This window comes from Parabacteroides sp. KHUB-03, assembly GCF_056640975.1.
The window spans coordinates 1754312-1767391 of sequence record NZ_CM153257.1 but is presented as its reverse complement, the minus strand read 5'-3'; the positions used below and the strand labels follow the sequence as shown (position 1 = coordinate 1767391).

At 39.0% G+C, this 13080-nt stretch carries 13 protein-coding genes and 1 pseudogene; 3 read left to right on the top strand and 11 right to left on the bottom strand.

The genetic code is table 11. The features are described 5' to 3' along the window. Positions 1-92: 92 nt before the first annotated feature. The 8 genes from ACYIB7_RS07660 to ACYIB7_RS07625 all read right to left on the bottom strand — a co-directional run bounded on the left by ACYIB7_RS07660 (position 93) and on the right by ACYIB7_RS07625 (position 8174). Positions 93-344 (bottom strand): fibroblast growth factor, encoded by a 252-nt coding sequence (locus tag ACYIB7_RS07660; protein WP_103982391.1) that lies wholly within the window; start codon positions 342-344, stop codon positions 93-95. A gap of 230 nt (positions 345-574) precedes the next feature. Continuing rightward, positions 575-1030, bottom strand: a complete 456-nt coding sequence (locus ACYIB7_RS07655; protein WP_103982390.1) for an ATPase — start codon at positions 1028-1030, stop codon at positions 575-577. 50 nt (positions 1031-1080) lie between these two features. Then, the gene (locus tag ACYIB7_RS07650; RefSeq protein WP_103982389.1) at positions 1081-2901 is read right to left on the bottom strand and encodes a V-type ATP synthase subunit I; all 1821 of its coding nucleotides are present in this window, start codon (positions 2899-2901) and stop codon (positions 1081-1083) included. Then, complete coding sequence (locus ACYIB7_RS07645) at positions 2898-3521, bottom strand: V-type ATP synthase subunit D (protein WP_099465719.1); 624 nt, start codon at positions 3519-3521, stop codon at positions 2898-2900. Before ACYIB7_RS07645 ends, ACYIB7_RS07650 begins: the two co-directional genes overlap by 4 nt. A gap of 76 nt (positions 3522-3597) precedes the next feature. Continuing rightward, positions 3598-4917: a V-type ATP synthase subunit B gene (locus ACYIB7_RS07640; RefSeq protein ID WP_099465720.1), complete on the bottom strand. Its 1320-nt coding sequence runs from the start codon at positions 4915-4917 to the stop codon at positions 3598-3600. A gap of 24 nt (positions 4918-4941) precedes the next feature. Continuing rightward, a complete protein-coding gene (locus ACYIB7_RS07635; protein ID WP_103982388.1) occupies positions 4942-6699 on the bottom strand; it encodes a V-type ATP synthase subunit A in 1758 nt (585 codons plus the stop codon). A 2-nt stretch (positions 6700-6701) separates the two neighbouring features. Further along, the gene (locus ACYIB7_RS07630; RefSeq protein ID WP_480338428.1) at positions 6702-7580 is read right to left on the bottom strand and encodes a DUF2764 domain-containing protein; all 879 of its coding nucleotides are present in this window, start codon (positions 7578-7580) and stop codon (positions 6702-6704) included. A gap of 3 nt (positions 7581-7583) precedes the next feature. Continuing rightward, positions 7584-8174, bottom strand: a complete 591-nt coding sequence (locus ACYIB7_RS07625; RefSeq protein ID WP_099465723.1) for a hypothetical protein — start codon at positions 8172-8174, stop codon at positions 7584-7586. Between the two features lie 156 nt (positions 8175-8330). Between ACYIB7_RS07625 and ACYIB7_RS07620 the strand changes: the two genes are divergently transcribed. Continuing rightward, positions 8331-8831, top strand: coding sequence for a GNAT family N-acetyltransferase (locus ACYIB7_RS07620; RefSeq protein ID WP_103982386.1), 501 nt, complete (start codon positions 8331-8333; stop codon positions 8829-8831). After that, a pseudogene (locus ACYIB7_RS07615) lies at positions 8824-8988 on the top strand (pyridoxine 5'-phosphate oxidase C-terminal domain-containing protein); the annotation flags it as partial. The gene ACYIB7_RS07620 and the pseudogene ACYIB7_RS07615, both read left to right, overlap by 8 nt. A 66-nt stretch (positions 8989-9054) precedes the next feature. Here the strand turns inward: ACYIB7_RS07615 and ACYIB7_RS07610 are convergent. The 3 genes from ACYIB7_RS07610 to ACYIB7_RS07600 form a co-directional block, all read right to left on the bottom strand. Beyond that, a complete protein-coding gene (locus ACYIB7_RS07610) occupies positions 9055-9207 on the bottom strand; it encodes a hypothetical protein (protein ID WP_158228549.1) in 153 nt (50 codons plus the stop codon). A gap of 66 nt (positions 9208-9273) precedes the next feature. Beyond that, positions 9274-10191 carry a DMT family transporter gene (locus ACYIB7_RS07605; protein WP_103982385.1) on the bottom strand — a complete coding sequence of 306 codons (918 nt, stop codon included), beginning with the start codon at positions 10189-10191 and terminating at the stop codon, positions 9274-9276. 14 nt (positions 10192-10205) lie between these two features. Beyond that, entirely contained in the window at positions 10206-11429 is a 1224-nt protein-coding gene (locus tag ACYIB7_RS07600) for an MFS transporter (RefSeq protein WP_103982384.1), read from the bottom strand. Positions 11430-11636: 207 nt separating this feature from the next. On the opposite strand from ACYIB7_RS07600, the gene gad reads away from it, so the two are divergent. Beyond that, positions 11637-13079 carry a glutamate decarboxylase gene (gad, locus tag ACYIB7_RS07595; RefSeq protein ID WP_480338427.1) on the top strand — a complete coding sequence of 481 codons (1443 nt, stop codon included), beginning with the start codon at positions 11637-11639 and terminating at the stop codon, positions 13077-13079. Position 13080 lies beyond the last annotated feature (1 nt).

Sequence of the window (13080 nt, the reverse complement as noted above, 5' to 3'; positions counted from 1 at the left end):
TTCTTAATATTCTACTAACAATGCTCGGTGAAAGCTATTTGGAATATCTGGAATTTAATAAGCGATGCCAGAGCTATTCTCTGACATCGCTTTTACATCAAACTACTATTACAAAACAAAAAATTTCCTGCTCCTGCACCGGCAAACGAACGAATACCACTGCCATCCATTCGTAAATATACGCCCGGATATTTTACAGACTCGATAGTTACAGTACCGTCACTTTGTGCTTTAATATTAAACTTTCCTGTATCTTCCATACCTTTCTGACAGTTTACAACACCACCTCCAGATCCTGTTTTAGATGATTGAATATATAACGGCTTTGAAAAATCTACATTCATAACAATAATCTTAAAAAATTAAACTTTTATCCTTTTGTAAGCTTACCTTACAAAGATGAATCTAAAAGAATGTACTCAAAAAATTAATATTTGAAATGTATATTTTCCTTTGTAAATAACTTAATATTCCACTTTTTGAAACAACTATAAGGACATATTTCCCCTTTTTAAACAACAAAGAAAGGCTTCCCAAAAGGAAGCCTTTCTTCAAAACCTATTCTTTAATTTAATTATGCTACCGGAAGTGTTCCTCCAATCAAAATAACAACCAGTAAAGCCAGAATTGCATATAATTCAGGGAATACGGCCATCACCATAGTTGCACCAAAAACATTATGACCGGCACCAACACCTGCAATACCGTTAGCACAAACCTGAGCCTGACGGATAGAAGAATAAAGGCCGGCAAATCCTAATACCAGACCTGCACCAAATACACCACAAGCTGTTAGCCATGAAATGCCTTCGACCAAAAATTTCTGCATCATAAAATAACCAACGAATCCATACAATCCCTGTGAAGATGGCAATGCACTTAATGCAATATAAGTACCCAGTGCATCCGGATTCTTCTTCATTGCACCTACAACAGCGTTACCACAAATTGTAACACCATAACTACTGCCGATAAAGGTTAAACCTGTCATCAATGCAATACCCAGATAAGCTAATAAAATTGGTCCCATAATAAAACTGTTTTTTTAATTTATTCTTTTGTTGTTACTTAAATTACTATTTATAATTGTTTAAAAGGTTTGTATTCCTTACCGCCACCTTCAAATTCAGCATTTTTATAATACTCAACGAAAATAAGACGAAGCGGATGCACCAATGAACTAATGGTACACAAACCTATATTTATCGAATGTCCTACCAGAAGGATCAGTAACATACAGATAATACGTGCTACAATATTCATACCTTCCGTCATATCCACAGCCAGTGAATTAAACACGCCTCCTAAAATGGAGCCGGTCAGTCCAATTGCAAACAAACGGATATAAGATAGTGTATCACCCAATAGCCCGGAGGCCATATTATAAGTGTTCCATAATCCGGTTCCGAAATTCAGGAATACATTCTTGCCCGGCGTATTGTAAAGGAACGCAACCAGCAACCCTAATCCGGCAATTCCAAGGAAGATATCAGATACTATTTCCGGTAAATGAACATTCAACATAGGAAGACCAAACACACAACACAAGGCCGTGATAATGAACACCCATGCAAATGGAGCAACACCATATTTCGTACCTTTCTGAGACATTGTTTTTAAAGCTGCAACAGCTTTACCAAATATAATCTGAACCAATCCGATAATAATTGAGAATGTCATCAGATTATCACTATTCACAAAGTACTCCTTAACGGCTGAAAATGCAGGAACCTTTGCCAATTCTATACCAAAGAATGAACCTGTACAAGTACCAACAATAACCGCCGCTAATCCCAAATATTGGAATAAGGTCAAATAGGGTTTAAAGTCAGGATTTACCTTTCTTTTCAGAATCGTACAAACTATAAGCACTAACAGGCCATATCCTCCGTCACCAAAGCAAAGCCCGAAAAACAACATGAAAAATGGGGCAAAGAAAGGTGTGGGATCAAATTCCGTATAATTAGGCAACGAAAACATACGTGTAATCGGTTCGTATAGTTTGCTGAACTTATTATTACGTAATTTGATAGGAACAGAATCACCTTCCTCTATTTCCAAAGCGTGGAAGAAATATCCGTGTTTTTCCAAACCTGCTTCCATCGCCGGTGCATTTTCTGTAGGAACCCATCCTTCCAATAACATCAACTTGTCACCAGCTTGTTTATCCGTTTGAACTAAAGCATTTGCTAAATTAAACTCGTTTTGCAAACTCCGGTCAAAAGCATCCAACGTATTATAATCGTCGACGGCCATCCGTTTCAGCTCATTTTCAACATCTTTAATTTCTTGAAGACATTGCTTGTAGCGGATATTCAATTTAGCTATTCCCATTGCCGGCATTTTAGGACGGTCGGCATCGATATCAATCAATGTACCTTCTTTAGTTATTGTTACAAAATAGGTAATCGACTGAAAATTATTTATGAGAAATGCATTATATAATTCACCCCAAACCGGTTCATATTTAGCTGTCGGACAAGAAAAAAAAGTAATATCATATCCGGCTCTTTTCAGACGATTAATATTTTGATAACTAAACTCGCCCCATATCGACATATAGTCAATATCCTTTTCCAGAGATTGCTTATAAGCTACAAGTTGAGTTTTCTTTTCTTGCAGTTCTTCTATTTTATCAAGCAACTTCAAACCATCCTTTTTGTCAAGTTCACGGGCCGGAGCTAACTTAATATCCTTTTCTGAAGCATGCAGATTCTTAAAGAAACGCATCAAGACATTAACCCTTTTGCGTTCAGACAGAAGTTTTTGAAGGTTGTCATCATCAGTAATAGATTTTGTTTCCCGGATATGGACAACCCCCAGTTCACGCAATAAGCTCAGAAAGGTATCATATTCCTTATGGTATACCATATAGGCATATTTGCTCATCTTTACTATCATACTTCAGCCTCCTCTTTTTCTTCTTTTGCCTTACGTTTTTCCTGATTAGACCGCATGATCTTTTGTGAAGATTTAGAAAGACTCTCTTCATCTTCCATAAACCGTTTCACTTTACGAATCGCATCTTTATAGCCCGGAATCTGCACTTTTTCAAAAAGGTTTACTTTTTGAGTAGTCTTTTTCCTGGCATGCTCCAACAACTCCAGCTTCATATTCGAAAACTCTGCTTCAATACCCGTACGAGCCAATTTTTTCAGCAACTCGATACCGTCGGTATACCAGGCAGGAGCATTAAAAAGACTATAGTGTCCTATTTCAAACTTTATTTCGTCGAGTATAGGAACAACCACACCGGCTATTTTCTTTGTCGAAAGAGTCACATCCTGCACTTTAATCAATTCAGGATTAAACTCATTCCACAAAGCAACCATGTCTTCATAACTCTGAATCTCTTGTTCCAGCTGAAGTTCCAATCTATTCGCTTCATCTTTGGTTCGCTTCACTTCGATACGCAACGCACTTTCCTTGCTCTTAATAGTAGGCAGGGAACGTTCACGCATCTTCAGTTGCTTTTCCAGTTGCTGAAGTGATGTTTTATTATATTGAAACTTTATTGCCATATTTATATATTTTAGATTCCATTCGGAAAAAAATCAAACTTCTCTCGGGAGAAATTCCAATTTCGTTCGGAAGGAATTATTTCGGCCAATATTTATCTACCAGCGCCTGCTTAATATTTACTTCTTCCGGAGTGAAATAATGTGCAAACAAATTCCATGCAACATCAAGCATTTCTGTTGTATCCAAATTAACATCAATAGCAAGCAATTTTGATGAATAATCTTTTGCAAATGCCAATGTACGGTTGTCGTAGTCAGTCAGGTCAAAACCATTTTCAAGCTTAGTCTTCGCATTGGCGGCATCGGCGTACAAACGGACTGCCGCATTCATTACCTGAGGATGATCTTCACGCGTTTTCTTTCCTGTTACCAACTGTTTCAAACGTGATAAGCTTCGGAATGGATCTACAATAACCTTACCTACGTCACTGTCACGACGAAGATACAACTGGCCTTCCGTAATATAACCGGTATTATCAGGCACTGCATGCGTAATATCGCCGCCAGACAATGTGGTTACAGCAATAATCGTAATAGAACCACCTGCCGGGAACTGAACTGCCTTTTCATAAATCTTAGCCAGGTCAGAATATAAAGAACCCGGCATTGAGTCTTTTGAAGGAATCTGATCCATACGGTTAGACACAATAGCCAAAGCATCGGCATAGTTAGTCATATCCGTCAACAACACCAATACTTTTTCATTCTTCTGAACTGCAAAATATTCGGCGGCAGAAAGAGCCATATCCGGAATCAAGATACGTTCTACGGAAGGGTCTTCCGTTGTATTGATAAAACTAACGATACGGTCCAACGCACCGGCATTGCTAAATGTATTCTTGAAAAACAGGTAGTCATCATTTGTCATCCCCATACCACCTAAGATAATCTTATCCGACTGAGCACGTAATGCTACCATAGCCATTACTTGGTTAAAAGGTTGGTCTGGATCGGCAAAAAACGGAATCTTCTGTCCTGTCACCAATGTATTGTTCAAGTCGATGCCGGCAATACCTGTAGCGATCAACTCTGAAGGTTGTTGACGACGAACCGGGTTTACAGACGGACCGCCAATTTCCACTTCTTTTCCTTCGGGCACCGGACCGCCATCGATCGGATCACCATAAGCATTAAAGAAACGGCCTGCCAACTGATCTCCAACTTTCAAAGAAGGAGCTTTACCCATAAACACTACTTCTGCGTTTGTACGAATACCTTCTGTTCCGGAAAACACCTGCAGCGTAACTTCGTCGCCGATAATCTTTACTACCTGAGCCAGTTTTCCATCAACGGAAGCCAACTCATCATACCCGACACCTGTTGCTTTCAACGAACAGGTAGCTTTTGTTATCTGGGTAATTTTCGTATATATTTTTTGAAATGCTTTTGTTGCCATAACATTATTTTTAGCTGACGGTTATCATTGTTCAACTCGCTCCTTAACCAAAGCATCCAGTTCTGCATTGAACTTTTTAAACTGGTCACTTTCATATTCGGAATAGTTCATCTGTTTGAAGATATTAATCATCTTCTTAAAATAATCCATAACTTCCAGGAAAGTATCAAACTTAAAATCAGCACGACAGATATTTACTACCTTATCCAGCATAAATTCCTGACGGGCCAGTGGAGTTACGGCGTCAATTGTATCAAAAGCGTCCTGCTGTAAAATAACAAAGTCTATAAGTTCAGACTTCCAAAATGTAACGTGATATTCAACAGGAACTCCATCGTCACCCAAAATATTGATTTGCTCGGCAATTTCCTTACCACGCAACATACGGGTTTTGATTTCATTTACTTTCTCGATCCAGGCAGGAGAAATATGTTTTGCTATATATTCTTGAAATTCGGGATATTCGAGATACTTGGAATAGCTGTCAATCGGATTTACAGCCGGATAACGTTTACGGTCTGCACGTTCCTGCTCCAGCGCATAGAAACAACGAGCTACTTTTTTCGTATTCTCTGTTACGGGTTCCTTTAAGTTACCGCCGGCCGGAGATACCGTACCAATAAACGTTACAGATCCTGTTGCATTATTATTTAAGTGTACGAAACCTGCGCGGGCATAGAAATTTGCCACAATAGCCGACAAGTCCATAGGAAACGCATCCGGTCCGGGAAGTTCTTCCAAACGATTGGACATTTCACGCAACGCCTGTGCCCAACGGGAAGTAGAGTCCGCCATTAGCAAAACTTTCAATCCCATACTACGGTAATATTCTGCAATTGTCATTGCCGTATATACAGAAGCTTCACGTGCAGCAACTGGCATGTTGGATGTATTTGCAATAATAATGGTACGTTCCATCAGCTTACGTCCCGTATGAGGGTCTACTAATTCAGGAAATTCAGTAAAGATTTCCACAACCTCATTTGCACGTTCACCGCAGGCAGCAATAATTACAATATCAGCTTCAGCCTGTTTGGAAATAGCATGCTGAAGTACAGTTTTGCCTGTACCAAAAGGTCCGGGAATAAAACCGGTACCACCTTCCACGATCGGGTTAACAGTGTCTATCGTACGAACGCCTGTTTCCAGCAATTTATAGGGACGGGGTTTTTCTTTATAGCAGGTAATAGCTTTCTTTACCGGCCATTTCTGGATCATAGTAACATTAATATCGTTACCATTCTCGTCTGTAAGGACAGCTATCGTTTCGTTGATGGTATATTGCCCGGCCGCAATTACGGACTTTACAGTAAATGTACCTTGAAATGTAAAAGGCACCATAATTTTATGAGGTTGGAAGTTTTCATCCACTTCACCCAACCAGTCACCGGCAACAACCTTATCCCCGGCTTTCGCCAATGGTTTGAAATCCCACTTTTTATCATTATCAAGCGCAAATGTATATTCTCCACGCTTCAGGAAAACACCATCCATCTTATCCAGGTCATTCTGCAAACCGTCATAATTACGCGACAACATGCCCGGTCCCAACGTTACCTCTAACATGTGTCCCTGGAATTCGGCCTCATCACCTACCCGCATACCACGTGTACTTTCAAACACCTGTACAAAGGCATTCTTACCTATTACTTTAATTACTTCCGACATCAGTTTCACACCTCCGACGGAAATGTAACAGATTTCATTTTGAGAAACCGGCCCATCCACCTCAACGGTTACCAGGTTGGATACGATTCCTTTTACAATTCCTTTCGTAGCCATAATTATTTATTATTGTTTCTTTTAAATTCTTCCAACGCATTTTCACTTCCCTTCTTCATTGCGCCTATTATTTCACGGAACGTTTTCTCGCCTGTATTTTTATCCAAAGTTACCCAACGTTCTATCATTTCCAGCTTCAACAGATAAGCAAATACACTTTCTATATCAAACGTTTTAAAAAACGTGTTATCGTCAAGCCATTTCCATTTCAGAATATCTACTTTTTTTTCACGTACTATAAGATCCGATTCTTCTGCTATCCGCTGTAGTTCGGGTAAATAATCTATAGTATCGCCTAATCCGAAGTCGCGCGCATTAGAAGTACGAATACTTTCTGCAACGTCATTATGCCCCACGATATAACCCGCCTTATCAAAACCATATTTACGGCAAGTAATGGCCGTTAGCATATTGTTTATATTCAGGTTAAGTTCAAACCACTCTCTTACAAAAGCATTCCCGCAATCCATCGCGTATGAATAATATAGAGCAGCCAAACGGTCTTCCCACGAAATATACTCCTTTTCTCCTTTATTTTCCTTAGCTTCTTCTGCCAAATAAAGCTTGAAAAATTCAACGAAATAAGAAGGTATGTTATTGTTTTTAGGAGGTTTTTCTTCTTCTTTCAACGCCTTATAAAGTTCGTTGAATTCGTCGTACGTAATCCTTCCCCGAGGATCAGAGTCTCTGTCCGGATATTTGGCATGATTAATCACGTTCAGATTCTCATACTTGAGAAAAAACAGATCAATCAATTTCCTGTCAGCATCAGACAATTGATTATCAATCTCTTGCCTGAATTCGGCAACAGAATAAGTCAGTTTGCTATCATCTAATGCAATATTGGGGAGTCCGGCTATTAAGTAATAATACTTACTCATAATTTAGAATAACATTTCTACCAACTGCGGACGAAGAAATTCCTTGAAGAATGTCACAAACTCCTCTTCACCAAAGGTTACTTTATAGGAGCCGTCAGCCGGAATAATTGCGAATGAGGTTTCTTTACCGTTTACTTTCTCTATCTTGACACCTTTATTTAGCAGGTCTTTAGCATTAGTTTCAAAATATTTGGCAAGTGCATCCGCATCATTTGTCTGAATAGTAAGAGCTTCATTTTGCACCCATTCTTTTGTCATATCAAGGATTACTTTTTGCATAAATGCCTTATCAGAAACAGCCGCTTTCACATTTGAGGAAACGATTTCTCCTGTAATGAGGTTTGCCACTTCACTCTTTAGCGCCTCAACAGATTGGGTAGCAAATAATTTTAACTCTGCTTCCGTGTTTTTCTTCAATTCGGAAGCCTGTTTTTCAGCGGCGGCAACTATGCGTTTTGCTTCTGCTTCTGCTTCACTTATAATAGTTTGCTTCTGTGAATTAGCATCTGCAATAATCCGTCCAGCTTCTTCATTCCCTTTCTCTACTCCTTCTTGGTAGATTTTGTCGGTCAGTTCCTGAATTTTTGTATCCATTTCCTACTTATATTATAAATTATATTTTCACTTATAGTAAACGCCCACAAAGATATTCTTTTCCTTGAATAAACCTCATTTTAAATGTGAAATCAAGCTAAAATGCAGTCCCATTTATTTTAATTTGTACATTTGTTCGTTTAAAATAAATATAATATGTTCTCAATTAAAAAAGCAACAACAGATGATTGTTTAACAATTCGTTCCCTGGCTTTCCGTACTTGGGGAAACACTTATGGAAGTATTCTATCCAAAGAACAGTTGGATTACATGTTTGACATGATGTATGCACCGGAAAATATCCTCAAACAAATGAACGAATTACATCACCAGTTTTTCATCATATTCAAAGACGATGAACCGGCAGGCTATTTATCTATCGAGAAAAAAGAAAATGATTTATTTAATTTTCAAAAAATATACTCGCTACCCGAAACCCACGGAAGTGGCATAGGGAGATATATCATAGAACAAGGCATTGCTTATCTGAAAAGCATCTGTTCTACCCCTTTTACCATAGAATTATATGTAAACCGGCATAATCCGGCTGTCAACTTTTACAAACATATGGGATTTGAAGAAGTCGCAATCCGCGACCACCATATCGGAAACGGTTACTATATGAACGACTTTATTATGATAATGAAGCTCCCTTGAAGAATCTGATACTTACTTTGCCAACAGACCCTATAAAAGTAGAATAGGTGTCCGGATTTCTCCACAAAGCCAAGTAATACAAAGCAGGCATGACCGCATTTTATACACTCAGAATGGAGACGATAAAACGTGGAAGATTGAAAGGTTGGCTCCATAAGAAAAAATGTTCCCGATGATTTGTACAAATCATCGGGAACATTTTATAAAATCATCGGGATGTTTTTTATTTCTTGGCATCAGTTGTCTTTTTAGGATAATCTACAATCCGTATAGTCGTTACCTTTACGGAATATATAACTGCCAATTTATCGTTTGTAGGTTCCCCCAAAGCTAACCGGTACTTCAACATCTTCCTTCTTGCTTTTTCTCTGTTCATAGCAGATCCGTTTTATAGTTAATACTAACACAGTAACATTTTTGTATATACAATTAGTTCCTGCCTTTAAGAAAGATTTGCAGCTTTTTTCTCTTTTCCTTCAGCAATTTCTACTAAATAAACGCCAAAACATATTAGCAAAATAGCTGTCGTTTGCATCCAGCTAAAACGATCCTGACCTAAAAGTAAAGAAGTTATAGTTGCCACAATCAGTATCAAATAACCATAAATGGCAACCAATGTCGTACTCAAATATTCTAACCCGACAGGAACAAGGAAATAGGTCAGTACAGTTGGAAATATAAGTACAAACATCAACACAACAAATGGCCACCATTGAAATGCATCCGAAAACAAACGTGCCTCGAACCCATAAAAAGGTAAAATGATTAAACTGGAAAATGCAGCTCCCGTAAATGTATAACGTAGCATCGTTATCATATCCACCGACATTAAAACCCGTTTACTTAACACCAGATATACGGCATAAAACACAGAACTTGCCAGACATAGCATATTCCCATTAAATGCATCCGCCGCCAAATCATCACTTTTTTGCGTCAGAATACAAAGCAAGGCACCTCCCAATCCAACGGCAATGCCTAAAATCTTCATAAATGTAACCTTCTCTCTATAAAACAGGACCATGATTACAAACACCCATATCGGTTGCAGACTGGTGAATATAGAACTCGACACGGGTGTAGTTTTACTTAATCCTATCAGGTAAAGGAACATAAAACCATATATTCCGATCGCCCCTAAAAGAAACAACATTACTTTATCTTTCGATGAAGCCGGTTCTTTTTTCATAAACAACCCTATGATCCAAAATGCCACCGCTGCAAATACACACCGCAAAGTAGCCCCCAGCAGAGGACTCAACCAAAACGGCAATAAATACTTCAAGGCATTCATGTTCAAACCGCTGAATGTCTTACCGACAACCATACTGATATTCGCTTCTAACTTTTTATTCTTCACTGTTTATACTTGTTTTATAATTTATCATCAAATAAGAATGAATCTCGTTTTACATAAGCAAAGACAGCCGCAATAAGTGCAATACATCCATTAAAAATAAAAGCAAACTGTTGGGATTTTATATCAAACATCGACTGGAAAAAATCGATAATGAACGGGCATGATAAAATAGCCAGATAATTCATTGACATGACAAACGCAAGCGCCAAAGTCACTTTTTTCGGAATAGCCGTCCGCGTAGTTTTATCATAAGCAATCGGCTGGATAACACCATATCCCAATCCTATTAAAATACATCCCAAACCAATCAACCACTCGGTTCGCGAAACTACTATCAAGGCCATCCCTACAGCAATACTCAGCAAACTGTAAAACTTCGTCTTATTCCTGAGCAAGCCTACTATCTGGTTCAGCATAAGGCCCGGTGCCATAATAGCCAAAAAGAACAACGAAATCATCAGTCCCGAATTGCCACTCGTAAACTTATACTCCTTCATCAGGAAAGGCAGGTTAAAACTAATGATTATAACCAAGTAAGTAGCTAACCCGTAGAAAAGCATAATCTGGATCAGCTTCTTTATATCTACTCCGAGTTTACCTTCTATAACCACCTGACCGGATGGTATTGCCGTCGTTTTTTCGGAAACCGTAGCCGGTTCCACCTTGTCCATATTATTCTTTAAATAAAACGACAGGACAATGGAAACGATAGGCAACAAATATACGGCAAATGGCAGATGCCAGTTAATTTCGGCAAGATAGCCGGTAACAATCGTTGCTATTACCAATGTAACGTTTGTAATAGCAGAACTTAACCCAAATTGTTTCGTACGATACGCCCCGATAAAAAACTTAGAGATCAATCCTGTCGATAAAGGTACTATCAACCCCGAACCTATTCCCATCAATGCACTGACTGCAATTAATTGCCACATTTTATCAGACAGCAAATATAACACACCGCTAAGTGCAAAAATAATCAGTCCTGATTGCAACAGCCATATCGTATTTACTTTCTCATTCAGTTTACCAGCCAAAATAATGAATGGAATAATCAATAAGGAAGGCAACGATGACAACATCTGGATATCCAGTTCCGTCGATTTGGGAAAAATAACGGCCAATTTCCCCAAGATAGGAGACACTGCCAGACCTGGTAACGCGTTTAAGGCTGATATAGACCATATGCCCACCAGTGTGATTAAAGGGATGGTTCCCTGTCCTGTTTGTATTTTCATAAGATACAGTATTTATTCTACGAAAAACAAATCATATACGATGAAAGTTTTGCATATATCGGTCGAGTGTGCTACGGCACTAAAAAACGCCAAATAATGTAAAACGGCAAAACATTCGGAAAAGACATCTGTTTGGCTATAAACGCTCGATGGGACATAAATTCCCATTGATTCAAACATATTATTAACATCAAAAACTAAATCAAAATGAAAGACTCAGATTTCAGAAAAGGTGATGCCAAAACGGCAATTTTCGGTTCCGAAATGATGTTGAATCCCTCTCCGGTAGATAAAATACCTGATGGTCCTACGACCCCGGAGATTGCGTACCAGATGGTAAAAGACGAAACCTTCGCACAAACACAGCCACGTTTGAACTTGGCAACCTTCGTTACCACATACATGGATGACTATGCAACCAAATTGATGAACGAGGCAATCAATATCAACTACATCGACGAAACGGAATATCCGAGAATTGCTGTTATGAACGCAAAATGTATCAACATAATGGCTAACCTTTGGAATTCTCCGGACCCTGAAAAATGGAAAACAGGCGCACTGGCCATTGGTTCATCCGAAGCTTGTATGCTAGGGGGTGTTGCCGCATGGTTGCGCTGGCGTAAAAAAAGACAGGCACAAGGAAAACCAACAGACAAGCCTAATTTTGTTATCTCGGCCGGATTCCAGGTTGTATGGGAGAAATTCGCACAGTTGTGGCAGATAGAAATGCGCCAGGTACCTTTAACGTTGGACAAAACAACGCTTGATCCGGAAGAGGCATTAAAGATGTGTGATGAAAACACCATTTGTATCGTCCCTATCCAAGGTGTTACATGGACTGGTCTGAACGATGATGTGGAAGCCCTTGACAAAGCCCTTGATGCTTACAATGCAAAAACCGGTTATGACATTCCGATCCATGTAGATGCTGCCAGCGGTGGTTTCATTTTACCATTCCTGAATCCTGAAGTAAAATGGGATTTCCGCTTGAAATGGGTTCTTTCCATCAGTACGTCAGGACATAAATTCGGATTGGTTTATCCGGGGTTAGGCTGGGTTGTCTGGAAAGGTAAACAATACTTGCCTGATGAAATGTCATTCAGTGTAAATTATCTGGGAGCCAATATTACACAGGTAGGTTTGAACTTCTCTCGTCCGGCTGCACAGATACTGGGACAATATTACCAATTTATCCGTTTGGGATTTGAAGGTTACAAACAGATACAGTATAACTCTTTGGAAATTGCCAAATACATCCACGATGAAATAGGTAAAATGGTTCCGTTCGTTAATTACAGTAAGGAAGTTGTAAACCCGCTATTCATTTGGTATCTGAAACCGGAATATGCACAGAAAGCAAAATGGACACTTTACGACCTGCAGGATAAATTGCAGCAGAGCGGCTGGATGGTTCCTGCTTACACATTACCGGAAAAACTGGAAAATTACGTAGTTATGCGTGTTGTCGTACGCCAGGGATTCAGTAGAGACATGGCCGACATGTTGCTTGGAGACATTAAGAATGCCATTGTAGAACTTGAAAAACTGGAATATCCTACTCCTACCCGTATTGCCCAGGATAAAAATATTCCTATTAAAGGAAAAGTCTATACACATACCGGTTCAGGGCATTCAACAAAAAAGTAAT

Bases quoted from the DNA above. Each gene is read 5' to 3' on its own strand.
- ACYIB7_RS07660 (WP_103982391.1), bottom strand. From the start codon at position 344: ATGAATGTAGATTTTTCAAAGCCGTTATATATTCAATCATCTAAAACA.
- ACYIB7_RS07655 (WP_103982390.1), bottom strand. From the start codon at position 1,030: ATGGGACCAATTTTATTAGCTTATCTGGGTATTGCATTGATGACAGGT.
- ACYIB7_RS07650 (WP_103982389.1), bottom strand. From the start codon at position 2,901: ATGATAGTAAAGATGAGCAAATATGCCTATATGGTATACCATAAGGAA.
- ACYIB7_RS07645 (WP_099465719.1), bottom strand. From the start codon at position 3,521: ATGGCAATAAAGTTTCAATATAATAAAACATCACTTCAGCAACTGGAA.
- ACYIB7_RS07640 (WP_099465720.1), bottom strand. From the start codon at position 4,917: ATGGCAACAAAAGCATTTCAAAAAATATATACGAAAATTACCCAGATA.
- ACYIB7_RS07635 (WP_103982388.1), bottom strand. From the start codon at position 6,699: ATGGCTACGAAAGGAATTGTAAAAGGAATCGTATCCAACCTGGTAACC.
- ACYIB7_RS07630 (WP_480338428.1), bottom strand. From the start codon at position 7,580: ATGAGTAAGTATTATTACTTAATAGCCGGACTCCCCAATATTGCATTA.
- ACYIB7_RS07625 (WP_099465723.1), bottom strand. From the start codon at position 8,174: ATGGATACAAAAATTCAGGAACTGACCGACAAAATCTACCAAGAAGGA.
- ACYIB7_RS07620 (WP_103982386.1), top strand. From the start codon at position 8,331: ATGTTCTCAATTAAAAAAGCAACAACAGATGATTGTTTAACAATTCGT.
- ACYIB7_RS07610 (WP_158228549.1), bottom strand. From the start codon at position 9,207: ATGAACAGAGAAAAAGCAAGAAGGAAGATGTTGAAGTACCGGTTAGCT.
- ACYIB7_RS07600 (WP_103982384.1), bottom strand. From the start codon at position 11,429: ATGAAAATACAAACAGGACAGGGAACCATCCCTTTAATCACACTGGTG.
- gad (WP_480338427.1), top strand. From the start codon at position 11,637: ATGAAAGACTCAGATTTCAGAAAAGGTGATGCCAAAACGGCAATTTTC.